Raw genomic sequence first — 25546 nt, forward strand, 5'->3', positions numbered from 1 at the left:
GCCGGTCTGGAAAAAGGCCCCTTTCGCGCCGTGAACAGGAAAATCCTTCTTCCGCCGCACAGAGTCCTTGCCTTATTGTCTTTGCCCTGTATAGTACCCGCGACTGCCAGGAGCGCAGCCGTCTGTTTATTGTTAACCGCTATTCAGCATCATGACCCAGATCGCCAAGAGCACGTTCACCACGGGAACCGGAACCCCGGGACAGTTTTATTCATTGCCCGCCCTGGCGGAAAATGGCTACCCGCGCCTCAACCGCCTGCCCGTTTCCATCCGGATCGTGCTGGAATCCCTGCTCCGCAATTGCGACGGACTGAAAGTGACGGAAAAGGACGTGGACAATCTGGCCTCCTGGAACGCGAAAGATCCCGGTTCCTATGAAATTCCGTTCACCGTAGCCCGCATCGTTCTCCAGGACCTGACCGGCGTTCCCCTTCTGGTGGACCTTGCCGCCATGCGTTCCGCCGTGGCCGGACTTGGAAAAGACGCCTCCGTTATTGAACCGCTGGTGCCCGTGGACCTGGTCGTGGACCATTCCGTGCAAGTGGACTGGGCGGGCCGCACGGACGCGCTGGAAAAGAACCTGGACATTGAATTCCAGCGCAACGCGGAACGCTATGAATTTCTCAAATGGGGCCAGCAGGCTTTCCAGACCTTTTCTGTGGTTCCTCCCTCCGTGGGTATCGTCCACCAGGTAAACCTGGAATATCTGACGCCGGGCGTCATGGAAAAGGACGGCGTTTATTTCCCGGACACCCTCGTGGGTACGGACTCCCACACCACGATGATCAACGGCATCGGCGTGGTAGGCTGGGGCGTGGGCGGCATTGAAGCGGAAGCCGGCATGCTGGGCCAGCCCGTCACCTTCCTGGTGCCGGAAGTCGTAGGCGTCCACATGACGGGGAAACTCCGGGAAGGAGTCACTGCCACGGACCTGGCCCTGCACGTCACCAAAATGCTGCGCCAGCACGGCGTGGTAGGAAAATTTGTAGAGTTCTTTGGAGAAGGCGCCGCGGTCCTGCCGCTGGCGGACCGCGCCACCGTGGCGAACATGGCCCCGGAATACGGCGCCACCATGGGCTTCTTCCCGATGGACGAACACTGCTCCGACTACCTGCGCCAGACCGGCAGAAGCGAGGAATCCATCGCCACGTACGAAAACTACTTCAAGGCACAGAACCTCTGGGGCATGCCCCGCAACGGAGAGCTGGACTACACGGACCAGCTGGAACTGGACCTTTCCACGATCCAGCCCGCCGTTTCCGGCCCCAAACGTCCGCAGGACCACATCCGCCTGGACTCCATCAGGGGCAGCTTCCGCAGCATGGTCAGCGCACCCATTGCGGAAGGCGGTTACGGAAAAACGGAATCCCCCTCCGTAAAAGTGACCATGCACTCCCCCGCGGGCGTCCCCGTTCCGGTGGAAGGCTTCAGCCAGGAAGCCGAGCTGAAGGACGGCAGCATCCTCATTGCCGCCATCACCTCCTGCACCAATACCTCCAACCCCGGCCTGATGCTGGCCGCCGGGCTTCTGGCCCAGAAAGCCGTGAAACTGGGGCTGACGGTCCCCCCCCACGTAAAAACATCCATCGCTCCGGGCTCCCGCATCGCTTCCGACTACTTCGCCGCGAACGGACTCCAGGCCTCTCTGGACGCCCTCGGCTTTGAAACCGTCGGCTACGGTTGCACCACCTGCATCGGCAACTCCGGCCCCCTGAACCCGGAACTGGAACAGGCCGTGAGGGAAAACAACATCATCGGCGCCTCCGTGCTCTCCGGCAACCGCAACTTTGAGGCGCGAATCCATGCCTCCATCAAGACCAACTTCCTGATGTCGCCGCCTCTGGTCGTCGCTTTCGCGCTGGCGGGTCGCGTGGACATTGACTTCCAGACGGAATCCCTGGGTACGGACAAAAACGGCAGGCCGGTATTCCTGAAAGACATCTGGCCCAGCTCCGGGGAAATTGCGGAAGCCGTCGCCAAATCCCGCAATCCGGAGGCCTACCGGGAACTTTACACCATCACTCCGGACAAGAACCCGCGCTGGGCCGCCGTCCACGCCCCCTCCGGTTCCGTCTTCCAGTGGAATGAAAACTCCACCTACATCCAGAACCCGCCCTTCTTCTGCGGCTTCAACGGACAGACCCGCACGCTGGAGGACATTACAGGCGCCCGGCCCTTGGGCATCTTTGGCGACTCCGTAACCACGGACCACATCTCCCCAGCCGGAGCTATTCGGGAAACGGGTCCCGCCGGTCTGTACCTGCAATCCATGGGCGTCTCCCGGAACGACTTCAACTCCTTCGGCTCCCGCCGCGGCAACGACCGTGTCATGACCCGCGGCACCTTTGCCAACGTCCGCATCAAGAACCTGATGGTAGACGGGACGGAAGGCGGCTACACGCTGTACTTCGGGAACAGGGAAATCCCGGCCCCGGACAAGAACATCCCCGCCTCCGCAGGCTCCCCCGCCTTCATTTACGATGCCGCCATGGCCTACGCCCGTGACAATACTCCCCTGATCGTCATCGGCGGGGAAGACTACGGCATGGGTTCCTCCCGGGACTGGGCGGCCAAGGGAACGAACCTGCTGGGCGTGAAAGCCGTGGTAACCAAGAGCTTTGAACGCATCCACCGTTCCAATCTTATCGGCATGGGCGTACTGCCGCTCAACTTCGCCAACAAGGAGGATTACGACCGCATCGCTCCGCTGAAGGATGTCACCTTCTCCATTCTCGGCCTGAACAACGACATCTCCCCGCGCCAGCAGGTCATCCTGCGCGTGCAGCCCACAGACGCCCCGGCCTTTGACATTCCCGTAGTCGTCCGAATTGACACCCCCATTGAAAAGGAATACTACCTGGCCGGGGGCATCCTGCAATACGTGCTTACGCAAATCCTTAAATAACCATTCCATACCGGGAAATCCGGTACGGAATCCGTGCAGACAGTCCGCGTGCCTCTTCCCGGAAGCGCGGGCTGTGCACGCACGCATGGCCCTGCCCGTTTCAGGGCAGGCATGACACGGCAACTTAGTTTGAGTAAACTAATTCCAAATTCTGCTTGCAATCGCTCCGGCCTGTTTCTAGAACAGGCACATGGAATACAGATCTTTGTGGACGGGCCTTCTTGCCGTGTTTGCGGCCCTGACATTCGCCGGCTGTTCCCAGAACGACAAAATGAGGCCGCCTGCCGTCTCCTTCAAACCGCAAAACGCCCCGGTCGTGCCGCGCTCCATGAACCAGATGAGCCGGGAAGTAGGTATCCGCGTATCTTACATGCCCAAAAGCACTTATGCCCGGAAGCGGGCTTCCTCCATGACCCCCCGCTTCATCACCATCCACAGCACGGCCAACCCCAAGGGAGACGCCAACGCCCATTCCCGCTATCTGAACAGCGGCAAATCCCGCAGTTTGAACTGGCACTTCACCGTTGACCAGTTCGGAGCCTACCAGCACATTCCCACGACGGAAACAGGCCATCACGCGGACCATTCCGGGCCGGGAGACAAATACTCCGTAGCCATTGAAATGTGCGAATGCACCACCCATAACCCCGCCGTCATCTACAACAAGACGGCCAAGCTGACCGCCCTGCTCATGCAGCGGTACGGAGTTCCCCTGCGCAACGTAGTCCCCCATAACTACTGGTCCGGAAAAAACTGCCCCGCCCCCCTGATGACCAACGGGCGTCCCGGTTATAAATGGAGCTGGTTCATCTCCCGCGTGGACTACTATTACCGCTGCCTCCAGGCCGGGAAGTAGCCTCTCCGCCCGCTTGCGATGCGGCTCCTGCATGCCGCTTTCATGACAATAAGGCCTCTTTACGCGCCCCGGCAAAGGGTGCTTCATGGAAAGCATGAGCACCATCACTTCTCCCGGAGATACGCACCGTCTGAACAACGGGCTGCCGATGCCCGGCATCGGTTACGGAACGTACCTGTCCCCTGACGACGAGGCCGGGGTCCGCTGCATCCTGGACGCGCTGGAAGCGGGCTACCGCCTGATAGACACGGCCAGCCTGTACGGCAATGAAGACACGGTGGGCCGCGCCGTGCGTGAAAGCGCCCTGCCGCGGGAAGAAATATTCATCACCAGCAAAATCTGGAACACGGACCAGGGATACGACAGCACCCTGCGGGCATTTGACGCCTCCATGCAGCTTCTCCAGATGGACTATCTGGACTTGTACCTGATCCACTGGCCCGTGCCCGCCGGACATGCGGACGACTACAGGCAGCTCAACCGGGAAACCTGGAAAGCCATGGAACAGCTCTACCGGGACGGACGGATCAAAGCCATCGGCGTCAGCAACTTCCTCTCCCACCATCTGGAAGCCCTGATGGACCGGGCCGAAGTCATGCCCATGGTCAACCAGCTTGAAATCAATCCCCGGTACCATCAGACAGCCACGGCCGCCTTCTGCCGGGAAAACGGCATCCTCGTGGAATCATGGGGTCCTCTGGCCAGGGGAGGCGCGCTGGAGGAACCGATTCTGCGCCGCATTGCGGACAGGCACAACAAATCCGTCGCCCAAATCTGCATACGCTGGGTGCTGCAGCGCGGCATCGTGCCTCTGCCCAAATCCGCGCACAAGAACAGAATCCGCGCCAATCTGGACGTCTTTGACTTTTCCCTGGACGGGGAGGACATGGCCCTCATTGAAACGATGGACGCTCCCGGCAACTACTCCATTCATCCGGACTATCTTTCCGAGGAATAACCCTCCCGGAAAAACAGCCATTCATCCGTTCCTCTTCCGGGCGGACTCCACCAGACGCTGACGGGCCTCCAATTTGGCCCGAAGCGCCTTTTCCCGTTCCTTCTCCTTTTCCTCTACGACCTTCTTCTCCGACTCCCGGAGCTCCCCGTACCGCAGCGGGTCCATTCCGGCCTCGTCCTCCGGCCCTTCATGGTGGTAAACGGGCAGGCCGTCCGCGGCCAGGCCCACATGGTAATAATGTTCATCCCTTACCTTGGGGTCCCGGCTCTTCTTGTTCATGCGGGAAATCATCACGGCATACCCCAGACCCGGAGCGTTCATGAGCTTCTTTTCCGCATCAAACAGAACGGCCACCCGGGCATTGTCGTACTCCAGCTTCATGACGCCGCAAACCATTTTCCCCTCCGTACTCCATTGGAAAGACAGAATCTTCCGGGTCAGGAAATTGGGTTTGCACGTCTCGTAGCCGCCCTTGACGGAATTCTTCGCCATTCTCAGGGAATAATCAGCATTGCTGAAAGTTTTTGATTCACGGGCGGCAATCTTCTCTCCCGGCGGCAGAAGGGAGGATACCGGACCGCGCATTTCCGTCCGCGCTTCAAGAAAGTGTTTTCCCGGCGCCAGCAGCCCCTTTCCCGTATCGTAGCAGGCGTAAACTTCTCCATTCTCCAGAACCATGTTGAAATTCTTCGGGCCGCCTCCGCTCGTGGAACGTACCTGCGGACTGTAATATTCCCGTATCACGAAGGGATTCCCCCTGATGGAAGTAACGGAAGTCGTGCAGGAAAAGCCGTCCACCTTTCTGGTTCCTGCTGTGGTCTTGGTGGCGGCTTTCCGGGCGGCCCCGCTGAATCTCGGGGAAATATCCTTTTCCACCGGAATCCAGGTAACCTTCTCAAGCTCCTTCATGATGTAAGGCCAGAACGTTTCCGCCAGCTTGATATCCCGCCGGGCTGTCGTGCCCGTCAGGGAACGGACCAGGGCGGCATCCTCCTCATCCAGACGGTTCAGGGGAATCTCCACGCGCTTCCGGTCCACCTTGACCGCCACCTTGGCCCCTGTACAGGACTGGAAAGTTCCCTTCACCACGTCTCCGAGCTTGGAGACCCATTCCCGTTCTCCCGGGAAAGGATAATCTTCCGCCAGGGCGCAGCAGGCGCCGCACCACGCCAACATAAGGATTAATGCATGTTTCATCACAGGGAGACAGGGTTGCAACTCCAGATTAGCACACGGAAGAGGGGGAAAAAGCTTTTTTCACACCTCCCTCCGGCACAGGCCATGCGGAACCGCTCGTGCCCCGGTAAAAAGATGGTCGAATCACAGCTGCCGGGAAACCCACCCGCAAAAAGCAACCGCCTCCGGCAGAAAAATGCCCCTGTGCCGGCCTTTCCGGTTATCTCCTCTTGAAGCAGAGGAAATCCGCCATCCGCGCCTCTACAGGGAAAATCCCTTTATTTGGCCTTCGGCTTGCCTTCCTTCCCCTTGCTTTCTTTGCTCTCTTTGGCATTCTTGCCGGAGCCTGCCGCTTTCCTGGCAGGGTACTTCTTTTCCCGAGGCGGGAATTCAAAGCCGATCTTGCCCAGCTTGGCATTGAACACGAGATAGGCGTCAAACGGACGCTTGGTGCGCTGGGAAATGAATCCCTTCATCAAATCCGATTTGCCCTCGGAAAGAATCTTCAACACCTGGTCCAGAGGAATCTCACGCCCCAGGATGGTACGGGCCACGGAAACGGGCGTATTTTCCTTCCCTGCCGTCAGGGTGGGCAGTTTCCATGCCTTGGCGGTTTCCATCACGTCGTGTTCTCCCATGCCGGGGACGGTGACGCTGGCGGCCTTCACGGCTTCTTCATTGACCGCGGACTCGTCCTCCTCCCTGGCGGGGAAGTACAAGGTGGCGCGGCACTTGTCGTTGAGTTCCAGCCCGGCCTCAAAGGGCTTGCCGAAGCGGGATGTAAATCCTTGCAGAATCCCCGTCCTGCCGTCCACAATCAAGGTCTTCAACTCTTCATCCGCCATCTCGCGGCCGGAAATCACTTTGCGGATGCTGAACTTGCAGGAGCGGCAGGAAACGGCGTCCAGCGTGTTCTTCAGGCCGTGCGCATGGCAGCACGGGCAATCCAGGTCCATTTCCGGCAGTTCCACCTGCTGCTGGGCTTCCTGGAAGTCATGGACGCGCTTCACAATCTCCCCGGTCAGCTTCTTGATCCCGTCCATGAAGGATTCCCGTCCCAGGGACGCCTGCTCCATCTGCTTGAGCTTGTATTCCCATTCTCCGGTCAGGCTGGGGGACGTCAGAGTTTTCAGGCCGATGCGCTCCAGCAGGGCGATCAATTCAATGCCGCGCCGCGTCGCCAGCAGGTCCCGGCCGTCGCGCGCAATGTATTCCTGGGAAATCAGGCCTTCAATGATGGAGGCGCGGGTGGCGGGCGTCCCCAGGCCGCGCTCGCTCATGGCGGCGGCCAGCTCTTCGTCGTGCACCAGTTTTCCGGCACCTTCCATGGCGGCCAGCAAGGTGGCTTCATTATAGCGGGCCGGGGGCTTGGTCATGGCGTTGCGGATCTCGATCTCGCGCACGGCGGCCTGTTCGCCGTCCCGCACGGGCACCAGTTCCTCCTTGGAGGAGCTGCCGGCCTTGCGGCCGTACACGGCCTGCCAGCCGGGTTCCACAAGCACGCGCCCCGTGGTCAGGAAGGCGTCCGTGACGCCGTCCCGGTGGTCGATGAGAGTGGTTCTCCTGGTATCTTCAAAAACGGCGGGAGGGAAGAAAACGGCCAGGAAACGCGCCATGACCATTTCAAAAAGCTTCTGCACGTCGCCGCTCAGTTTTTCGATCTTGCCCGTCGGAATAATGGCGAAGTGGTCGCTCACCTTCTTGGTGTCAAACACGCGCCTGTTGGGCTTTACCCGCTTGTTGTCCAGAATGTCTCTGGCAAAGGGGGCGAATTCCGCATTCTCCTCCGCCACGGCGCCGACGATACCGTACACCTTGCCCAGATAATCTTCCGGCAGGTAGCGGGAATCCGTACGGGGATAAGTCAGCACCTTGTGCTTTTCATAGCATTCCTGCGCAAGCTGGAGCGTCCTTTTGGCGGAAAAGCCGTAGCGGTTGGCGGCCTCCCTCTGGAGGGAAGTCAAATCGTACAGCAGGGGGGCAATTGTCGTAACGGGCTTCTTTTCCTCCGTCACCGTGCCGGACTTGCCCCGGCAGCGGTCGCGGATGACGGTAGCCAGCGCGGAATCCCAGATGCGCTCCGCACGGGAATGGGGATTGTCGTTCTTCTTCCAGTCGCGGTCAATCCAGCGGCCGGAATAAACTCCGGATTGAACGCCGAAATCCGCCCACACCTCGGAATAGGGTTCCGGTTCAAACGCCTGGATCTCCAGTTCTCGCTGCGTCAGGATGGCGAGCGTCGGCGTCTGGACGCGTCCGGCGGGCGTTACGCTGAACCCTCCACGGGATTGAAGAATGGTCAGGGCGCGGGTACTGTTCAGGCCTATCAGCCAGTCGGACTCGGAACGGCAGACGGCGGCGTTGGTCAGCGGCTGCATGTCCGCCTCGCTGCGCATGCTGTGCCAGGCGTTCAAAATAGCCTCGTCCGTCATGGACTGCATCCAGAGCCGGCGCGCGGGCTTCGTCCACTTGCCGTACCGTACCAGGTTATGGAAAATCAATTCCCCTTCGCGGCCGGCATCGCATGCGTTGACGATTTCCGTCACGTCCTTGCTCTTGGCAAGCTGAAGAACCTTTTTCAACCGGTCTTCGGACTGCTTGATGGGTTCCAGTTCAAAGGATTTGGGAATGACGGGCAGATAATCGAACTTCCAGGGGAGCGACTTGCCGCCCTCCGTCATGGGCTTCTTCTGCTCCAGGAGATGGCCTACGGCAGAAGTGATGATGGCTTTGTCGTTCTGGTAAAAGGAACCGGACTTGTCACGGGTGAATTTTCCAAGCTCTTTGCCGAGAACTCTCGCCAAATCAGTGGCTACGCTCGGCTTTTCTGCTATAATTAAGGTTTTGGACATATGAAAGGCTCGGAAAGATGAAAATAGTGGAAAATACGTGCACGTCAAAAACCGCTCCCGGCGGCGCGTTGCATCTGGAGGTGAATTCCTACTCCCCTACCCCCCATCCTTGTCAATCACCAATTATGTATCTACGGAAAAAGTGCCCCTTTATGTCAGGATTAAGGGCATTTCCGCCATTTCTCACCCGGTACAGCCTCGCTGTTCCCTTGCCAGCCGCGCGGCCGCATGCTATGAAACCGGATGATGAAAAGAAGCCTTTTTCCCGTTCTGTTTCCGGCCTGCATCGCCCTGCTGGCAGCCTGCTCCCCCACGCCGTCCGACCACATCGCCAAAAACATGCCGGTTTACCAGCAACTGCCGAAGGAACAACAGGTCAAAGTAGCGCGGGGAGAACTTGAAAAAGGAATGAGTCCGGAGGCCGTCCTTCTGGCATGGGGAGAACCGGAACAGAAAATGGCGGGGTGGAGCAACGGCAAAAATACGGAACGCTGGATTTACACGCGCAGCGGCACAGGCTGGTCCCTGGGGCTGGGCGGGGGCGGATTCCGCGGCAGGGACTCCGGCGTCGGTACCGGAGTCGGCGTAACCATGCCGCTGGGAGGCAGGCCTCCCATTTCCTACAACGTCCTGTTTGAAAACGAAAAAGTCGTCAGTTGGGAAGCCGTCAAGGGCTTCTGACACATCGGCGTTCCAAGACGGAACCATGCGCCAGAAGGCACGCGGAGCCACGGCCTTCTCCCCGCTACTTGACGCAAGCCTTGAGGATGGCTTCCACCAAACCGTTGATATCATGCTCCCTGGCCTTGATGGCAGGGGGATGTCCCAGTTCCTTTAAGGTATCCGTAGTCACGGGGCCGATGCTGGCCGCCTTGCACCCGGCCGGCCAGGGCAGCCCGAGCTTGAAGAAATTCTCCGCTGTGGAGGAGCTGGTGAACGTCACGATATCCGCCCCCGTCTCCCGGAAGACAGCCTGGGCTCCGGCCACGTCATCCGTCTCCGGTTCCGTTTTATAAGCTACGCATTCGTCCACAATGGCTCCCATGGACATCAGGCCGTCGTAGATAACGCGGCGGGCGTCTTCCCCGCGCACCCACAGAAACGTGCTGTGTTCGATGGTGCCTATCTCCTCCCGGGCGTCCTTGAATGCCTTGACCAGCCCTTCCGCCACGTACTTCTTAGGCATGATATCCACGGCCAGCCCGTATTCCCGGAGCTTGGCTTCCGTTCCCGGCCCGATGGCGGCAATCCTGGCGCCCCCGATGCTCCGGATGTCCCTGTACACGGCAAAAAACGCCTGGAAGAAGCGTTCCACGCCGTTGGGACTGGAAAAAACAAGCCAGTCATAGGTATGGGCATGCACCACGGCTTCCGCAAATTCCCGCTTGTCCGTAGGGGGGGCGATGCGGATGGTGGGCATTTCCAGCACTTCCGCACCCAGGCGGCGCAGCCGGGAACTCAATTCCCCCGCCTGCGCCCGCGTGCGGGTCACCACGATGCGCTTCCCGAACAGGGGAAGGCGTTCAAACCAATCCAGATGGACGCGTTCCTCCACCACGTCCCCGATCACGACCACGGACGGAGCGCCCAGGCCGGCCTTCAACACTTTTCCGGGCAGTGTCTCCACCGTACCCGCCACGGTGCGCTGTCTCCCCGTCGTGGCCCACTGAATGGCGGCGGCAGGCGTGGAAGGGGCCTGTCCGTAACCGATCAGGGCCTTGCATATTTCCTCCAGCTTCTGCATGCCCATCAGCATGACCTTCGTCCCCCGCGCCTCTGCGATTCCCTTCAAGTCCAGGGAAGACTCCTTCTTGTTCACGTCCTCATGGCCCGTAAACACGGTAAACTGCGTGCAATGCCTGCGGTGCGTCACGGGAATGCCCGCATAGGCTGGACCGGCAATGGCGGAAGTAATGCCCGGTACAACTTCAAAAGCAACGCCGGCAGCATTCAGGGCTTCCGCCTCCTCTCCCCCCCGGCCGAACACATACGGGTCTCCCCCTTTCAGCCGCACCACTTTTTTCCCATTGCGGGCCAGCTTGACCAGCAGGGCATTGATTTCCTCCTGCGGCAGCGCATGCCGGGAAGCTCTCTTGCCTACAAAAATCCTTTCACAGGAAGCGGGCGCCCAATTCAGCATCTCCGCGGAACTCAGCGCGTCGTACACCAGCACTTCCGCCGTTTCCACCAGCTCCCGGCCGCGGACCGTAATCAGACCGGGGTCTCCCGGACCCGCTCCAAGCAAATAGACGATACCCTGTTGCATGTTGTCATTCAACCTCACGAACAGTCCCTTGGCGACAACAAACCCCGCCATACGCACATGCACGCCCGTAAAATGAAAGCCATTCCTTTGAACTGGGGAAAATTCCCGGATACAAGCCCTTCGCGCCCAAATCCGCCCCATTTTTCCACAGGCAGTGCGCAACGCGACTGTCACACGGAAGCCTGAAAAAAATCTTGTTTTTTGAATGAATACAATTATTGCATATGTATGAACATCTCAAAAACTCTTTTACCAGTCGTCTGCGCCGCCTTCATCGCACCCGGTCTCGCAGACATCCCGGCCTCCAATGTGCCCGCTCCCGTCAAAGCCCAGGTGCAGAACCAGTTCCCGAACGCCGGCGTCATCGAATGGGACTTTGATCATGACGAAGACGTTTATGAAGCGGAATTCCGCATCAACGGCCTGGAATACGACATGAAGCTCTCCGCAGACGGCACCGTCTTCCTCATCAAGGCGGACATTCCTCTCCAGAGCCTCCCTGCCCCGGTCAAGGCGGCGATCGCAAAGGACTTTCCGGAATACGCCCTGCGCAGCGCCAAGCAGATCACCGCACGGGGAACCGTAAAATACCGCGTTGACTGCCGCTCGGAAAGCGCCGCCGTCCGGAAGCTGGAACTGTACTATTCCCCGGACGGCAGGCTCCTTTCCAAAAAAATTGACGACTGACCCTTCTCTCAGGAGCGTGGTTCCCTTATGACGAACGGGCCGTACACTGACACGCCGCCCTCTGGATTCAATGGAACCATATGATATAAAGTCAACACTGCAATGATTGAATTCCTCAACATAGACATCCTTTCCTATTACGTGCAGAATGCGGAAACGGCTCCGCAGCACTCCTATACCATTTACTGGATCATCCTGCTGGGCTCCATGCTGCTCAGCTGGCTGGTCAGCGCGCGGATGAAAAGCCGTTTCAGCGAATACTCCCAGATTCCCATCCCGATGACGGGACGGGAAGTGGCTGAGCAAATGCTGAAAGACAACCACATCACGGACGTCAAGGTGACGTCCACCCCGGGACATCTGACGGACCACTACAATCCGGCGGACAAGACCGTCAATCTGAGCGAATCCGTTTACAACTCCAACAGCATCGCGGCGGCGGCCGTGGCGGCCCATGAAGTGGGCCATGCCGTCCAGCACGCCCAGGCCTACCACTGGCTGGGGCTGCGCTCCGCGCTGGTACCCGTGGTGCAGCTCTCCTCCAACCTGGTCGGAATCGTGCTGATGATCGGCATCGTCCTGCTGGTGATGGGCGGTTCCCCTTGGGTATTGGGACTGGGCATCGGCCTGTTCGCCGTCACCACGATATTCGCCTTCATCACGCTCCCGGTGGAATTCGACGCTTCCGCCAGAGCCCTGAAATGGCTGGACCGCTCGCACCTGATGAACTACTTTGACCACGGCAAGGCCAAAAGCGCCCTCTTCTGGGCGGCCATGACCTATGTGGTGGGGGCCCTTTCCTCACTGGCCATGCTGCTGTACTACGTGTTCATTTTCATGAACGCCAGAGGCAGAAACTGACCCCTGTGAACCTTCCGCGCCGGACCTCCGGGCGACCGGAAGGCCGGGAGGCCCGGCGTATGATGAAATGACATTGCATTTCCGCATGCAGCATATAAAATAAGGGCGTGGCACATGGCGACACTACATTACCGGATTTGCAGGCAAGCGCTCTCAAGGCCTATCAAGCCATTCTTCTGGCGCGCGCCTTCGACACCAAAATTTCCAGCCTTTACAAAGCCGGAAAAATCACTGGCGGCGTTTATCTGGGCAGGGGCCATGAGGCCATTGCCGCCTGCGGCGGCGTTTTCCTTACCGCCGGCTACGACGTAATTGCCCCCTTCATCCGCGAACAAGCCGCCCGCGTCGCATGGGGAGAACCCATCATTGAGGCGGCGCGCGCCTATCTGGGGTCCGCCCTGGGGTACATGAAAGGGAGGGACGGCAACGTCCACCGCGGCCTTCCGGCTGAAGGCTACATGGCCCCCATCAGCCATCTGGGCAGTTCCGTGGCCTTCGTCAACGGCTGCCTTTTCGCCAAACGTCTGGACGGCAAGCTTCCGGGTCCCGTAGGCATGGTCTTCTGCGGGGACGGCACCACTTCCACGGGAGCCTTTCATGAAGCGACCAACATGGCCAAGGTGGAACAGCTTCCCCTGGTTCTGGTCGTCACGAACAACCAATTCGCCTACTCCACGCCCAACGTCCGCGAATTCGGCGCCGCCTCCCTGGCGGACAGGGGCCGCGGCTACGGATTCGCCGTTCATGAAGTGGACGGCACTGACTTCATGGCCCTTCTGGAAACGTTCCGGAAAGCCGTGGGCGCCGCGCGCAACGGAGAAGGCCCCCAGTGGGTGCTGGCCAAAACCCTGCGCATGTGCGGCCACGGGGAACATGACGACGCCTCCTACATCCCTAAGGAACTGAAGGAGGAATATGAAAAAAAGGACCCCGTATCCGTTGCGGAGCGCCAGCTTCTGGAAGCCGGATGGCTTGCTCCGGAAGAAGCGGCGGACCTGAAACGGCAGTATGCGGACGAAGTTCAGCTTGCCGTAGCCACGGCACAGCGGGAACCGGAGCCGGACCCCTTCCGGGAAGACTGGAACGCCACAGTCTGGAGACCTTATTAAGACCGCAAACGGAACATTCCCATGAGCGTAACATACATTGATGCCATTCACGACGCCCAGAAAGACCTGCTGACGGAAGACAAGGACGTCTTCCTGTACGGGCAGGACATAGGCGTCTTCGGCGGCGCATTCAAGGCTACCAAGGGCTTGAAGGATCTGTTCCCGGACCGCGTGATAGACGCCCCCATCAGTGAGGACGCCATGGCGGGCATGGTCACCGGCGCGGCCGTCATGGGCAAAAAGCCCATCATGGAAGTCCAGTTTGCGGACTTCAGCACGATTGCCTTCAACCAGATCGTCAACATGGCCGCCACCCACTATTACCGTACGGGCATTCCGGCTAACATCACAGTGCGCCTCCCCTGCGGCGGAACGCCCGGCACGGGCCCCTTCCACAGCCAGAGCATGGAAGCCCTGTTCGCCCATTATCCCGGCCTGCACGTCATGACGCCGGCCACGGTGGCGGACGCCTACTGGATGCTGCGCCAGGCCGTGGAGATCCCTGATCCGGTCATCTTCCTGGAACACAAATTCCTGTACCGCTGGCTGAAGGCGGAAGACAACTACAAGGAAGCGCCCGTCGTCCCCTTCGGCATGGCGCGCATCGCCCGCACCGGAAAACACGCCACGGTAGTGGCGTACAGCGCCATGGTGCACGAAGCCGTCCGCGCAGCGGACCTTCTGGCACGGGAAAGTGGCTATGAAGTGGAAGTAGTGGACCTGCGCACCGTGCGCCCGCTGGACCTGGACACCGTCATCGCCTCCGTGGCGCGCACGGGCCGCGTGCTGGTAGTCGGGGAAGACTTCCCGTGGGGCGGAGTCACGGCGGAAGTGGTTTCCCGCATTGTGGCGGAAGGCTTCCATCTGCTTGACGCGCCGCCCCAGCGGCTCAACGCCAAAGACACGCCCATTCCCCAGCATCCCAATCTGTGGAAGGCGCACCGCCCCACTCTGGAATCCATCGCCGCGTCCATCCGCCATCTCTTATCCATTTAACTCAACCCAGTTTCCAACCATGCCTAAAGTACCCATTCTCATGCCCCAGCTCGGGGACTCCATCGCGGAAGCCACCGTGCTCCGCCTGCTGGCGGCTCCGGGGGACACCGTAGAAGCCGACCAGGAAATCTTTGAGGTAGAGACCAACAAGGCCACGATGGGCGTCACCACCATGTGCGGCGGCATCCTGAGCGACATGTTCATCAAGGAGGGGGATTCCGTCGTGGTCGGCGCCTGCATGGCGATGATCGAGGCCACGGACGAGGAAATCGAACGTTCCGGAGCCACTCCGGCGGGGGAAGACAACCAGCCCTCCCTGCCCGCCAGCCCGGAATCCGTCCCTCATTCCTCCCCTGCCGCCCCCGCCGCGGAGGACAAGCCTGCCGGCGTCCACTTCGGCGTGACGGGAGACTCCTATCAGGAGCACGGCGCAGACCTGAAGGTACAGCCTAGCGTGCGCGGACTGCCCGTTCCCGCCGGCATGAAAGGCGCTCACTACATGTCCCCCCGCATGAAGGCCCGCATGGATGAACTCGGCATGAGGGCGTCCGACATAGCCTTCATCTCCGGTTCCGGATCCGGCGGCCGCGTCACCATTGACGATCTGGAGGAATTCCTGGAATACGTCAGCCAGTGGCCGCGCCGCAAGGCATCCTCCATGCGCCTGGCCGTAGCGGACGCCATGCGCCGCAGCTGGACGCGCCCCCTGGCCTCCGCCGGGCGTCCCGTATTCATGGACCCCCTGATCAAGCACAGGCAGCACTCTCCGCACCGGCCCGGCATCACCCTTTACTTTGCGCGCGCCCTGGCCCTGGCCTTGGCGGAAAACCCGGAATGCGCGGGCTACCTGGTGGGAGAAAACATTCTTTCCCCCCGCGCCATTGACATCGGCATCGCCGTCCAGGTGGCGGACGGCGTCATGGTTCCCGTACTGCGCCGCGTAAATGAACGGACTATGGAAGAACTGCTGGAGGACTACAACCGCCTGATCGCCCAGGCGCGCCGCAGAAGGCTCGCCCCGGAAGACAGCACGGGAGGCATCGCCACCGTAACCAACTTCGGCGGCTTCGGCCTAACCTTCGCCGCTCCCATGCCCATGCCCAGCGAATCCATCATTCTGGGCGTAGGCGCCGTGACCAAGACCCCGGTATGGAGCGATGAAGTGGAAGCGTTCATTCCCATTTCCAAAGCCAACATCGTGGCTACGGGAGACCACCGCGTGGTGGACGGCGCCGACATCGGCCGCGTGCTCAAGCGGGTGGCGGAACTGCTCCAGCGCCCGGAATACCTGTAACTCTTTCCATTCCTCCCGCCTGTCCAAGCCGCATGACCACCAACCCGCCCGTCTTAGGTCTGGTAGCCGGTGACGGAGCCTATCCGGAATACATCGTCCGGGGAGCGCGCCGCCACACGCCGCACCTGCGCATCGTGGCCGTGGGCTTCAAGGGGGAAACCAACCCAGCGGTCATTCCCTTGTGCGACGAGTACCGTGAATTCAGCGTAGGGCAGATCAGCAAGCCCTTCTCCTTCCTGAAAAAACACGGTGTGACCGACGTCATCATGGCGGGGGGCATCAACCCCAAAAACATCCTTTCCCTCCGGCCGGACCTGCGCGCTCTTTCCGTCCTGATGCGCATGCCGGAGAAAAACGCGGACTCCCTGCTGGGGGCGGTCATCACGGAAGCGGAAAAGGAAGGCTTCAACATCCTGCCTGCCTCCACATACATGGAGGAACACATGCCACAGCCGGGTCACATCGCCGGTCCCAGGCCCACTCCGGAACAATGGGAAGACGCCGTCTTCGGCATGCAGACGGCCAAGGAAATCAGCCGCCTGCACATCGGCCAGTCCGTCATCGTGCACCAGGGTACCGTCGTAGCCGTGGAGGCCATTGAAGGCACTAACAACTGCATCCGCCGCGGCGGCCAGCTTGCCGGGGGCAAACCCGCCACGCTGGCAAAAGTGGCACGCCAGGGGCACGACATGCGCTTCGACATCCCCACCGTAGGCCCCGCCACCATGGAAACATGTGCGGAATGCGGCATCCGCCAGGTTGCTCTTGAAGCGGGAAAAACCATCCTTCTGGAACGCGAGCGGGTCACGGAACTCTGCAAAAAACATAAAATCAGCCTCCACGCCATTTAGAACCATCCGTCCGTTCCGGCGTCCGGCACCTCAACCTTCCTCATGAACCAGCTCAAGGCAGGAGTCGCCCTCAATTTCGCCAGTACGGCCCTGCGCCTGGGAACGGCGTTCTTCATGACCCCCTACGTTCTCTCCTGCCTGGGCGCAGTGGAATACGGAACGTACACCCTGGTATCCTCCGTGATCATGTGGATGATCCTGGCGGACTTCGGCATCTCCGCCACCGTCTCACGCTACGTAGCGGAATTCCGCGCCAAAAAGGACCAAAAGAAGGAAGCCGTCTTCCTGAGCAACGTCATGCTGCTCAACATCATTTCCGGATTGGTCGTTTTCGTGGCCGGAATAATCGTCTATTGGAACATCTCGTTCCTTTTCCCCTCACTGCATGGAGAAAACCTGGAAAACTTCAAGGTCATGTACCTGATCTCCTTTTCCTACACGGTTCTCTACTTCCCGTTCAAGGTATTTGCCGGCATTCCCGCCGGCCATCAGAAATTCATTGTTCCCGGACTCATCAACATCGCTTCCGCCATGCTGGCGGTGGCCGCCTCCGTACTCTTCCTGTGGTGGGGATATAAGGCCATTACCCTGGTCATCATCAACGTAGCTTCCGGATTTGCCATTCTGGCAGGCTCTATCTTCTACTCCATCAAGAATCTGGGCACCCGCATCCAGTGGGAAATCTCCCCGGAAATCGTGAAAATCATTCTCAAATACTCCTGCTGGATCTTCGTAGGAAGCATTGCCGACCTCCTTTACTGGAAAACGGGGAACATCATCATAGCGCGCACGTCGGGCCCCATGGACGTGACCCTGTTCTCCCTGGGGATCAACTTCTCCAACTACTTCATCATCGTTTCCAGTGCCGTGGCAGGCGTCTTCTTCCCCAAAATCGTTTCCATGGTTGCCCTGAACCAAACCAACCAAGCACTGACCAGGCTCATGGCACGCGTCGGACGCCTCCAGCTCCTCTTCATAGGCCTGCTGATGATGGGCTTCATCTTTTTCGGCCAGCAATTCCTGACCCTGTGGGTGGGCAGGACTCTGGGTTCCCGCACTTATATCTGCTGGATCATCGGGTTGCTTGTGGTCATTCCCCTGAGCCTTCCTCTGGTCCAAAACCTGGGAATTCAAATCGTGCAGGCCAAAAACATGCACAACTACCGGGCCGTCATCCTGCTGCTCATTGCCGTTTGCAACGTCATCGTGGGATACATGCTGTCCAAATCCTTCGGCGCACCGGGACTGGCGGCGGGAACGGCCCTCTCCCTGATCTGCGGACAGTGCATTGCCATGAATTACTTCTACCACAAAAAAGTGGGAATCAACATCAAGGTCTTCTTCTCCCGCCTCCTGAAAGGCAGTCTGCTGCCTGCCCTCATTCTATCCGCAACCGGGGCCCTGCTCGCCCGGCTGATTCCCATGTCGTCCCTGGTGCCGTTCTTTACAGGCATCTTTCTCTTTACGGCATGCTACATCCTCTGCGCGTGGCTTTTTTATATGAATGACTCGGAAAAATCACTCATCCTGAATACATTCAGGCGTTTTCGGAAAAATGCCTGACCCCTTCATCCCGCCTTCATCCCGGATTGTCAGGACTTTGCCTTCCATGTGCGTATGAAGGCCTTCCACTTTCTCCATACCTTCCTCAACAACCGCATGAGAAAAGAAGGATTCCAGCGCCTGGAAATGCGGTTCATCCACTGCCGCTCCGGCCCTCTCTCCAGGCCCTCCGCCCATTTCCGATAATCCGCCGGCATGTTCGCAGAATGGGAATAGGAAGGATTCTGGGCAATTGCCTTTTGAAAATCCACTCTCTCCAAATAAAGACGGCCGCCTGCCGCACGCAAGGCTTCACGCCCCTTCTCCGAATGCTCCAGCACCAGAGACACCCCGTCATCCCTGTCCAGCTCCGGGGCAACCCATTGCACGCCCCAAAAATCCCCGAGCGTAATATCGGCCTGCCGGGGCGTCTTGTGGAACATGCATGCATAACATCCCGGCCTCAGGCAAATATCCATTAAAAATCCCCCCATGAAAGGGTCTCGCGTAAACGGGGCGGCATAACGTTTTCCTTCCTCAAACTCCAGGAGCAGGCTGTAATTCTTCCATCCGGTATTCTTGTTCCTGAAATCCACTTTCCGTACGCGTGAGCCATAATTGGCCTCCTGCCATTTGACGTAAGCCTCAAACAAATGGTCGGACGGTACCCCGTGGCAAATAATATCGACGGTCAGCAGGAGCTCATGCCGGCCGCCCAAAAAACTCAGCAACCCTCCAATCTGGCAGGGAACACCGGAAAACAGGACCGGAATACCGGCCTTCAAATCCTGCCGGACACTTTGATAAACAGTCCCTATGTCACTTTGGCGGTATTTCGACCCCCGCAGCCGGAAAAGCTGCCCGGCATCATCCACACGAACATGGCGTACGCGGAGATCCTCCCCCATGGACGCCCCGTACACGGCTCCCCCCTTCTCCAAAACGGACATGGCCAAGGCACTGAACACGCCGCCGGAAGAACTGGCAAGCCTGACTTCATCATCCAGATTCCAGCCTCCGTATGCGGCAGGCTCATGATCCGCCACGGCGGAGGAACAGCCGCGCACTTCCCCATTAAACACCGGACACACCTTGATGCACTTCCTGCACCCGATGCATGAAGACTCATCAATATGAGGATACCGGAAACCGCCGCCGCCCTCTCTCATCACAATGGAATGCGCAGGGCATGAATTCAGGCAGGCCGAACAACCGGAACATGAAGGTACGGACTGTATTAAAAAATTCTGGCTCAAGGCCTTTCTCATAAAAGGTTCTAATGCTGAACAAAACAGAAACTGGCGGATTTGGAATCCGGAGTCAAGCTACAATTCTGAGGAAAAGGCATTTGGCATCATTCTCTCCTCATTTGTTGGAACTCCGCCTTTCCGGGCATGGACCCCGCCGGATTCCAGCAGAAGGAAAATTTACACAACGCAAGCGGAAGAGAATTTTTCTTCATCTTTTTATTGCGCGGGATCAACAACCATCATTCTTGACTCTCCATCATAACATTACGTCTTTTTCCGAAGCATGCGAATTTTCCGATTACTTGGAATTCAAGAGCCGGACCGTCTGAAAAGGGAACTTGATTGTCCCTGTAAAAAATCAGGTCGAATTCCAAATCCGTGCCGTCGAATTCCAAATCCGGTATGTCCCCACTCCAGCCCCTTAACCGGCCTTTCATCATGTTCTTATGAATTCTCCACTGGCTCCAGACACACTGAACAAACTGGTTCCCCTGTGCAGCGGCTGCGGTGCATGCATGAACTCCTGCCCGAAAAATGCCATTAAACTCGTTCCGGATGGGGAAGGCTTTGTCCGTCCCAGGATTCATTCAATGGACTGCACGGGCTGCAAAACATGTATCCGCATCTGCCCCGTGCTTCATGCGGAATCCCACCCTTCTCCGCAACAAAGCCCCCTGGCCGTGTATGCGGGATGGAACAAGGACGAATCCATACGGCTTGCCAGTTCTTCCGGCGGTATATTCAGCGCGCTTGCCATATCCATCCTGAAAAAAGGAGGGACCGTGTATGGAGCGGCCATGGGGGAAAACCTCCGCGTCCGGCACACCCGTATCACCACGCCGGAGGAACTCTCCACCCTGCGCGGCTCCAAATACATCCAGAGCGACACCGGATGGATATACCGCACCGTCAAAAAAGACTTGAAAGAGGGCCTTCCAGTACTCTTCTCCGGAACACCGTGCCAAATTGCCGCACTTCACCAATATCTGAAGCGCGCCTACCCTCTGCTGCTCTGTGTGGATATCATTTGCCACGGCGTCCCTTCTCCAAAGCTCTTCCAGGAATATATCCGCCTCCGGGAATCCGGAGAGGAAAACCGCAAAGTAACCTCTGTCCAATTCCGGGACAAGCGGGTGGGATGGAAATCATTCAGCATGGTGTGCCGGTTCGGCGATAGGAAAGCCGCCTACACGGAAACTCTCCACCGGGACTTGTTCATGCAGGGATTCCTGGGCAACTTCTGCCTGAGGCCTTCGTGCTACGCATGTGCCGCCCACAAGGAGCGCAGGCATGCAGACATCACGCTGGGAGACTTTTGGGGAGTGGACCTGCATATGCCGGAACTGGACGACGACAAGGGGACATCCGTTATCTTCATTCATTCCGCCAAAGGGGAAAGCATCTGGCGGGAGATTCAGGACGCCGTCTTTTCCAAACCCGTTCCCTATGAATTGGCCGTACGGTACAATCACGCCTATCACCAATCCTTTCCGCATCATCCTGCGGAAAAGCTGTTCCATGACAACATCGGCACCGTTCCTTTGGAAACCCTCATTGCCCAGTGCTATAAAAAAGGACAGCCTTCCTTGCTGCGCCGGATCGCCAGAAAAGTAAAGCGCTCGGCTAAAAGAATATGGAACCGCAGAATGCGCTGACCGGATGGGAATTTTCCCCTTCCAAACACAAAAGCCGCATCACGGCAGGCAAATCTCTGCCGTGATGCGGACATGTTCCGCTATCGGATCATCCCGGTCAGCCGTCATGCCGGAAAACGGTTGAAAGACGGCTTCCGTGCCTGAAATGCGCGGAAAGGAACATGTAAAACAATTCTACCGTCCTCAGGCGTCGCTGGCCGCATCCTTGGCGGCTTCGGCCTTGTCGCCCATCCGGTCAGCCGCATGCTGCATGGCATCCTTGCTGTCCTGGTAGGTATCCTTCACGGCATCCTTGCTTTTCTCGTAAGTGTCTTTTACTGCTTCCTTGCCTTGTTCCATCTTTTTGGCGGCGGCATCCTTGGCGGCTTCGGCGCCTTTCTTCATATGTTCCTTGGCTTCAGCCATATCCTTGTCCCCCTTGTCTCCATTGGAGGAAGAGCCTCCACAGGCCCCCTGGGCGAAAGCGACAACGGGAACCGCCGCCAGTACTGCTATTGCTGTATAAATGAGTTTTTTCATGATGTTGATCTATTTAGATTCATTCTAATAGACTACGCTTTCATGAGAAATCGTCAAAGGACGTGCGTCATTGTGCGTTCACGCCTTTGCCCCGGCGGCCAGGGAAACGGCTGTAGAAACACATTCACGGCAAGAGACTTGCCCCTCCTTTTTCAACTCCCTGCACCGGGAATAACCCAGTCTGTCCACAAAACGCGCCATGATGTTCACGCGGCATTCCTCCGGACTGCATTGAAGCGCGCCGTACAAGGCTCCGCACAAGCCGTCCGGGGCCCTTCCTCCGCTGCATGCAGACAGGGACTCCACCAAATCCATGCGCTCCAGGGCGGCGCACACGGTCTGGGCGCAATTGTAACGGTACGGTTCCGCACGGAACATGGACAGGGCCTTTTCCTCAATATTCATGGCCGGAACCGTAAGACATGGAGCGGGAAGGGTCAAGTTCCTCCCCTATCTTCCCGTCAGCACGTACCACAGGAACAGGCTGTTGTGCTTCACGTACCTTTTGAGCAGCCGGCGCGGCTCCCTGCAAATGCGGTACAGCCATTCCAGACTGTTCTTCTGCATCCACACCGGCGCACGTTTCACCGTGCCCGCATGAAAGGCAAAAGCCGCTCCCACGCCTGCATAAACGGCGGGAGGAAGCAGGTCCTTCTGTTCCGCCATCCACCGTTCCTGCTTGGGGCACCCCAGCCCCACCCAGACCACATTGGCTCCGCTGCTGGCAATCGCCTCCCTCATATCCTGCAAATCCTTCTCACTCCAGGAACGGAACGGCGGAGAATAAACTCCGGCCAAACAAAAACCGGGATACTTTTCCGCCAGCCTGGCCGCCAGGATTTCCAGTGTCCTTTCGTCGCCCCCCAGCAGAAAATGTCTCAGGCCGGGATATTCGGCATTCGCCTTCACCACGGCTTCCATCAAATCCGGTCCGCTTACGCGTTTGGCGGTCTCCCCCCCCCGCACTCTGTTGAGCTTCCATACCACCGGCATGCCATCCGGACAAATCACATCCATCCTCTCCAAAACCGCGCCATACTCCGGTTCATGTACGCCGCGGGTCATCACGTGCACATCCGCGGCGGCTACCAGAAAAGGGGCTTCCCCGGCCAAGGCACGTTCCACCAGAACGGAGCACATCTCTTCAACGGAGCTCACGGCCACGGAAAAGCCGAACACGTCCCTGGTGCCGATATCCGGCGATGCGTCATTCCTGTTCTTGTCGGGAAAAGAGGTCATGTCGGCAGGGAAGGAAGAAATCATGGCAGGGACAGCCGCAGGCCATCATAAGCCGCCCCCACGTTCTCCGGCAACCTGCCGGACAAAATACGGTAATCCATGTTATGGGAAAGGTGTGTCAGAAAAGCCTGTCCGGGTTCGATGGCCCTGATGGCGGCCAGGGACTCGTCCAGGCACATGTGGGTGGAATGAAGGTCATAGCGCAAGCCGTCGATAATCAGAAGATCCGCGCCCTTCATGCGTTCCAGGGAAGCCTCCGGAATACTCTTGACATCAGGCATGTACACCAGCCGCCTGCCTCCGGACTCCAGCATGTACGCACAAGTGTCCACGGCCGCATGGTCCACGGGGAGGGGGGTGGCCAGAACGGAGCCCACGCGGAAGGGTTCCGTCGCCTCGTGGGGTTCCGGCCGCACGTAGCCGGTTCTGGCCTTTCCGGACTCAAACGCCCAGCCGTACATGGTCCTCAAAGTCTTCATGGTTTCCGGGGAGGCGTACATGGGCAATCCTCCTGTTCTGCGCCAGCAGAAAGCTCGCAAATCGTCAAACCCGCCTATGTGATCCACATGGGCATGCGTGTACAGCACGGCATCCAGATCAGTGATATTTTCCCTCAGGGCCTGCTGACGCAGATCGGGAGAGGAATCCAGCAGGATGCGGGTGCCGGACGCCTCCACGTAAATGGAAGAACGCAACCGCTTGTTTCTGGGGTCCGGGGAGGTGCACACCGCACAGGAGCAACCTATCTGGGGAACTCCGGTAGACGTGCCCGTGCCCAAAAAGAGAATGTTCATCACGGATGTCATGGTTGCGTTTAGAGCTGATTATGCCATAATGCATTCAAAATCCAAAGCCCGAATGCTTACTTTGCTGAAAATCAGGAACCTGGCTCTCGTGGACCAGCTGCTGTGGGAACCCAGCTCCGGCTTCATCTGCATCACGGGGGAAACGGGAGCGGGCAAATCCGTCATCATCGGCGCCATTCGTCTGGCGCTGGGCGAACGTGCGGACAAAACGCTCATCCGTTCCGGAGAACAGCAATGCAGCGTGGAAGCCGTGTTCCATCTGCCGGACTCATCCCCCGTCCACGCCATTCTGAACGAACACGGAGTGCCTCCCTGTGAAGACGGCAACCTCATCATCAAGCGCATCATCTCCCCCACCGCCAACCGCCAGTTCCTGAACGACAGCCCCTGCACGCTGAACCTTCTGCGGGAGGCGGGCGCCTGCCTGGTGGATATGCACGGCCCCAATGACCACCGTTCCCTGACCTCCCATGACAGGCAGCTCTCCCTGCTGGACGCCTTCGGTGAACACGCCCGGCTGACGCAGGCCTACGCGGACGCCTGGAGACAATGGCAGGACGCGCGCAGGGCGTATGACGACCTGGAGCACGCGGAAGCCGCCGCCGACCGGGAAATAGAACTGCTGCGCCACCAGGTGGACGAGATAGACGCCGCCGGATTCACCCCGGAGGAAGTGCTCACCCTGGAGGAACGCTGGCAGCGCGCCCGCAACGGAACAAGGCTCCAGGAGCTGGTATCCAGAATGCTCTCCATGCTGGAGGAAACGGACGGTCCCGGACTCGGCTCCCAATTGCGGGAACTCTCCCGTGCCTCCCACGAGCTGGAACGCATGGACTCCTCCACAGCCGCATGGCTGGCTCCGCTGGAGGGAGTGACGCTGGAACTCAAGGAAATTGAAAGCCGCCTGGCGGACTACTCCGCGGAACTTGACTGCGATCCCCAGGAACTGTTCCGGCTTGAAGAACGCATCAACCTGCTGGAATCCCTGAAAATGAAATATGGGCATTCCTTTGAAGACATCGCCGCCCGGCGGGAAGAAGCCGTACGCAGGCTGGACCGCATTGAACACCGGACGGAACGCCTGGATGAACTGCGGGCCGCCATTGCCCAGCTGCGCAAGCAGCTGGACGCCGCCGGACAGGCCCTGACGAAAGCACGCCAGGCCGCTGCGCCGCGTCTGGCGGAATCCATCGTCAAACACTCACGGGAACTGGGCTTCCGTCAGGCCGTATTTGAAATATCTCTGACTCCGCTCCAGGAACCCGGCTCACAGGGGATGGAAACGGTGGAATTCCTCTTCGGCCCCAACCCGGGAGAACCCTCCAAACCCCTGCGGCTCATTGCATCCGGCGGGGAGCTGGCCCGCATCATGCTGGCGATCAAGAGCGCCCTGGCCCACAAGGACTCCACGCCGCTGCTGGTGTTCGATGAAATAGACGCCAACGTAGGCGGGGAAGTGGCCCGGTCCGTGGGCTTTAAAATGCAGCAGCTGGGCGCCAGGCACCAAGTCATCTCCATCACGCACTTTCCGCAGGTGGCTGCCCTGGCCTCCCACCACTATCTGGTCCAGAAAGCCTCTGCGGGCAACCGCACCATCTCCTGCCTGCGGGAAGTGGACCAGGAAGAAAGAATAGACGAACTGGCCCGCATGCTGGGCGGCGGGGGCGATCACGCCCGCACGCTGGCCCAGGCTCTTCTGCAAACCTCCTGACATTCTCTTTCAG

22 protein-coding genes are annotated in these 25546 nt (G+C 58.9%); 14 read left to right on the forward strand and 8 right to left on the reverse strand.

What is annotated here, in order from left to right:
- The first annotated feature begins 151 nt into the window (after positions 1-151).
- The 3 genes from acnA (at position 152) to HMPREF3039_RS02715 (ending at position 4719) form a co-directional block, all read left to right on the forward strand.
- Positions 152-2905 (forward strand): aconitate hydratase AcnA, encoded by a 2754-nt coding sequence (acnA, locus tag HMPREF3039_RS02705; protein WP_067569232.1) that lies wholly within the window; start codon positions 152-154, stop codon positions 2903-2905.
- 190 nt (positions 2906-3095) lie between these two features.
- Complete coding sequence (locus tag HMPREF3039_RS02710; protein ID WP_067951893.1) at positions 3096-3761, forward strand: peptidoglycan recognition protein family protein; 666 nt, start codon at positions 3096-3098, stop codon at positions 3759-3761.
- Positions 3762-3855: 94 nt separating this feature from the next.
- Positions 3856-4719 carry an aldo/keto reductase gene (locus HMPREF3039_RS02715; RefSeq protein ID WP_067569282.1) on the forward strand — a complete coding sequence of 288 codons (864 nt, stop codon included), beginning with the start codon at positions 3856-3858 and terminating at the stop codon, positions 4717-4719.
- 21 nt (positions 4720-4740) lie between these two features.
- On the opposite strand, the gene HMPREF3039_RS02720 is transcribed toward HMPREF3039_RS02715, so the two are convergent.
- Together HMPREF3039_RS02720 and HMPREF3039_RS02725 are read right to left on the reverse strand one after the other, a co-directional pair.
- The gene (locus HMPREF3039_RS02720; protein WP_067569229.1) at positions 4741-5895 is read right to left on the reverse strand and encodes a hypothetical protein; all 1155 of its coding nucleotides are present in this window, start codon (positions 5893-5895) and stop codon (positions 4741-4743) included.
- A 278-nt stretch (positions 5896-6173) separates the two neighbouring features.
- The gene (locus HMPREF3039_RS02725) at positions 6174-8747 is read right to left on the reverse strand and encodes a DNA topoisomerase (RefSeq protein ID WP_067569226.1); all 2574 of its coding nucleotides are present in this window, start codon (positions 8745-8747) and stop codon (positions 6174-6176) included.
- A gap of 243 nt (positions 8748-8990) precedes the next feature.
- Here HMPREF3039_RS02725 and HMPREF3039_RS02730 point away from each other — a divergent pair, with 243 nt between their 5' ends.
- Positions 8991-9428, forward strand: a complete 438-nt coding sequence (locus HMPREF3039_RS02730; RefSeq protein WP_067569223.1) for a hypothetical protein — start codon at positions 8991-8993, stop codon at positions 9426-9428.
- Between the two features lie 64 nt (positions 9429-9492).
- Here the strand turns inward: HMPREF3039_RS02730 and cobA are convergent, their stop codons facing one another.
- Complete coding sequence (gene cobA, locus HMPREF3039_RS02735; protein ID WP_231863823.1) at positions 9493-11064, reverse strand: uroporphyrinogen-III C-methyltransferase; 1572 nt, start codon at positions 11062-11064, stop codon at positions 9493-9495.
- A 177-nt stretch (positions 11065-11241) separates the two neighbouring features.
- Here cobA and HMPREF3039_RS02740 point away from each other — a divergent pair, with 177 nt between their 5' ends.
- From HMPREF3039_RS02740 to HMPREF3039_RS02770, 7 genes are all read left to right on the forward strand, one after another.
- On the forward strand, positions 11242-11700 hold the full coding sequence (locus HMPREF3039_RS02740) for a PepSY-like domain-containing protein (protein WP_067569220.1): 459 nt from the start codon (positions 11242-11244) through the stop codon (positions 11698-11700).
- A 180-nt stretch (positions 11701-11880) separates the two neighbouring features.
- Complete coding sequence (locus HMPREF3039_RS02745; protein ID WP_067569276.1) at positions 11881-12561, forward strand: zinc metallopeptidase; 681 nt, start codon at positions 11881-11883, stop codon at positions 12559-12561.
- A 107-nt stretch (positions 12562-12668) separates the two neighbouring features.
- Positions 12669-13670, forward strand: a complete 1002-nt coding sequence (locus tag HMPREF3039_RS02750; protein ID WP_231863824.1) for a thiamine pyrophosphate-dependent dehydrogenase E1 component subunit alpha — start codon at positions 12669-12671, stop codon at positions 13668-13670.
- Between the two features lie 21 nt (positions 13671-13691).
- On the forward strand, positions 13692-14666 hold the full coding sequence (locus tag HMPREF3039_RS02755; RefSeq protein WP_067569217.1) for an alpha-ketoacid dehydrogenase subunit beta: 975 nt from the start codon (positions 13692-13694) through the stop codon (positions 14664-14666).
- Between the two features lie 19 nt (positions 14667-14685).
- A complete protein-coding gene (locus HMPREF3039_RS02760; protein ID WP_067569213.1) occupies positions 14686-15960 on the forward strand; it encodes a 2-oxo acid dehydrogenase subunit E2 in 1275 nt (424 codons plus the stop codon).
- Between the two features lie 32 nt (positions 15961-15992).
- The gene (gene lpxI, locus HMPREF3039_RS02765; protein WP_067569210.1) at positions 15993-16811 is read left to right on the forward strand and encodes an LpxI family protein; all 819 of its coding nucleotides are present in this window, start codon (positions 15993-15995) and stop codon (positions 16809-16811) included.
- A gap of 42 nt (positions 16812-16853) precedes the next feature.
- Positions 16854-18374, forward strand: coding sequence for an oligosaccharide flippase family protein (locus tag HMPREF3039_RS02770; RefSeq protein WP_067569207.1), 1521 nt, complete (start codon positions 16854-16856; stop codon positions 18372-18374).
- 29 nt (positions 18375-18403) lie between these two features.
- Here the strand turns inward: HMPREF3039_RS02770 and HMPREF3039_RS02775 are convergent, their stop codons facing one another.
- Positions 18404-19522: a Coenzyme F420 hydrogenase/dehydrogenase, beta subunit C-terminal domain gene (locus HMPREF3039_RS02775; protein WP_067569204.1), complete on the reverse strand. Its 1119-nt coding sequence runs from the start codon at positions 19520-19522 to the stop codon at positions 18404-18406.
- 4 nt (positions 19523-19526) lie between these two features.
- Between HMPREF3039_RS02775 and HMPREF3039_RS14050 the strand changes: the two genes are divergently transcribed.
- Positions 19527-19865, forward strand: a complete 339-nt coding sequence (locus HMPREF3039_RS14050) for a hypothetical protein (RefSeq protein WP_167506826.1) — start codon at positions 19527-19529, stop codon at positions 19863-19865.
- Between the two features lie 184 nt (positions 19866-20049).
- Positions 20050-21258, forward strand: a complete 1209-nt coding sequence (locus HMPREF3039_RS02785; RefSeq protein ID WP_067569197.1) for a Coenzyme F420 hydrogenase/dehydrogenase, beta subunit C-terminal domain — start codon at positions 20050-20052, stop codon at positions 21256-21258.
- A 183-nt stretch (positions 21259-21441) separates the two neighbouring features.
- Here the strand turns inward: HMPREF3039_RS02785 and HMPREF3039_RS02790 are convergent, their stop codons facing one another.
- The 4 genes from HMPREF3039_RS02790 to HMPREF3039_RS02805 form a co-directional block, all read right to left on the reverse strand.
- Positions 21442-21777 (reverse strand): hypothetical protein, encoded by a 336-nt coding sequence (locus HMPREF3039_RS02790; RefSeq protein ID WP_067569194.1) that lies wholly within the window; start codon positions 21775-21777, stop codon positions 21442-21444.
- A 78-nt stretch (positions 21778-21855) separates the two neighbouring features.
- Positions 21856-22182: a hypothetical protein gene (locus tag HMPREF3039_RS02795; RefSeq protein ID WP_067569191.1), complete on the reverse strand. Its 327-nt coding sequence runs from the start codon at positions 22180-22182 to the stop codon at positions 21856-21858.
- Between the two features lie 45 nt (positions 22183-22227).
- Positions 22228-23040 carry a WecB/TagA/CpsF family glycosyltransferase gene (locus HMPREF3039_RS02800; protein WP_067951894.1) on the reverse strand — a complete coding sequence of 271 codons (813 nt, stop codon included), beginning with the start codon at positions 23038-23040 and terminating at the stop codon, positions 22228-22230.
- On the reverse strand, positions 23037-23810 hold the full coding sequence (locus HMPREF3039_RS02805) for an MBL fold metallo-hydrolase (protein WP_067569266.1): 774 nt from the start codon (positions 23808-23810) through the stop codon (positions 23037-23039). The genes HMPREF3039_RS02800 and HMPREF3039_RS02805 overlap by 4 nt, the downstream gene beginning before the upstream one ends.
- Positions 23811-23874: 64 nt before the next feature.
- Between HMPREF3039_RS02805 and recN the strand changes: the two genes are divergently transcribed.
- Positions 23875-25533 (forward strand): DNA repair protein RecN, encoded by a 1659-nt coding sequence (gene recN, locus HMPREF3039_RS02810; RefSeq protein WP_067569188.1) that lies wholly within the window; start codon positions 23875-23877, stop codon positions 25531-25533.
- Positions 25534-25546: the final 13 nt, after the last annotated feature.

Origin of the sequence: Akkermansia sp. KLE1798 (assembly GCF_001580195.1) — a bacterium.
In the GTDB taxonomy this organism is placed as follows: Bacteria; Verrucomicrobiota; Verrucomicrobiia; order Verrucomicrobiales; family Akkermansiaceae; genus Akkermansia; species Akkermansia biwaensis.

Excerpts from the sequence above, each read along its gene's own strand:
- HMPREF3039_RS02725 (WP_067569226.1), bottom strand. The coding sequence starts at position 8,747 with ATGTCCAAAACCTTAATTATAGCAGAAAAGCCGAGCGTAGCCACTGAT.
- HMPREF3039_RS02785 (WP_067569197.1), top strand. The coding sequence starts at position 20,050 with ATGAATTCTCCACTGGCTCCAGACACACTGAACAAACTGGTTCCCCTG.
- HMPREF3039_RS02805 (WP_067569266.1), bottom strand. The coding sequence starts at position 23,810 with ATGAACATTCTCTTTTTGGGCACGGGCACGTCTACCGGAGTTCCCCAG.
- HMPREF3039_RS14050 (WP_167506826.1), top strand. The coding sequence starts at position 19,527 with ATGGAATGCGCAGGGCATGAATTCAGGCAGGCCGAACAACCGGAACAT.
- acnA (WP_067569232.1), top strand. The coding sequence starts at position 152 with ATGACCCAGATCGCCAAGAGCACGTTCACCACGGGAACCGGAACCCCG.
- HMPREF3039_RS02710 (WP_067951893.1), top strand. The coding sequence starts at position 3,096 with ATGGAATACAGATCTTTGTGGACGGGCCTTCTTGCCGTGTTTGCGGCC.
- HMPREF3039_RS02720 (WP_067569229.1), bottom strand. The coding sequence starts at position 5,895 with ATGTTGGCGTGGTGCGGCGCCTGCTGCGCCCTGGCGGAAGATTATCCT.
- HMPREF3039_RS02740 (WP_067569220.1), top strand. The coding sequence starts at position 11,242 with ATGAACATCTCAAAAACTCTTTTACCAGTCGTCTGCGCCGCCTTCATC.
- lpxI (WP_067569210.1), top strand. The coding sequence starts at position 15,993 with ATGACCACCAACCCGCCCGTCTTAGGTCTGGTAGCCGGTGACGGAGCC.
- HMPREF3039_RS02800 (WP_067951894.1), bottom strand. The coding sequence starts at position 23,040 with ATGATTTCTTCCTTCCCTGCCGACATGACCTCTTTTCCCGACAAGAAC.
- HMPREF3039_RS02775 (WP_067569204.1), bottom strand. The coding sequence starts at position 19,522 with ATGAGAGAGGGCGGCGGCGGTTTCCGGTATCCTCATATTGATGAGTCT.
- HMPREF3039_RS02790 (WP_067569194.1), bottom strand. The coding sequence starts at position 21,777 with ATGAAAAAACTCATTTATACAGCAATAGCAGTACTGGCGGCGGTTCCC.
- HMPREF3039_RS02770 (WP_067569207.1), top strand. The coding sequence starts at position 16,854 with ATGAACCAGCTCAAGGCAGGAGTCGCCCTCAATTTCGCCAGTACGGCC.
- HMPREF3039_RS02795 (WP_067569191.1), bottom strand. The coding sequence starts at position 22,182 with ATGAATATTGAGGAAAAGGCCCTGTCCATGTTCCGTGCGGAACCGTAC.
- recN (WP_067569188.1), top strand. The coding sequence starts at position 23,875 with ATGCTTACTTTGCTGAAAATCAGGAACCTGGCTCTCGTGGACCAGCTG.
- HMPREF3039_RS02730 (WP_067569223.1), top strand. The coding sequence starts at position 8,991 with ATGATGAAAAGAAGCCTTTTTCCCGTTCTGTTTCCGGCCTGCATCGCC.
- HMPREF3039_RS02760 (WP_067569213.1), top strand. The coding sequence starts at position 14,686 with ATGCCTAAAGTACCCATTCTCATGCCCCAGCTCGGGGACTCCATCGCG.
- HMPREF3039_RS02715 (WP_067569282.1), top strand. The coding sequence starts at position 3,856 with ATGAGCACCATCACTTCTCCCGGAGATACGCACCGTCTGAACAACGGG.
- cobA (WP_231863823.1), bottom strand. The coding sequence starts at position 11,064 with ATGGCGGGGTTTGTTGTCGCCAAGGGACTGTTCGTGAGGTTGAATGAC.
- HMPREF3039_RS02755 (WP_067569217.1), top strand. The coding sequence starts at position 13,692 with ATGAGCGTAACATACATTGATGCCATTCACGACGCCCAGAAAGACCTG.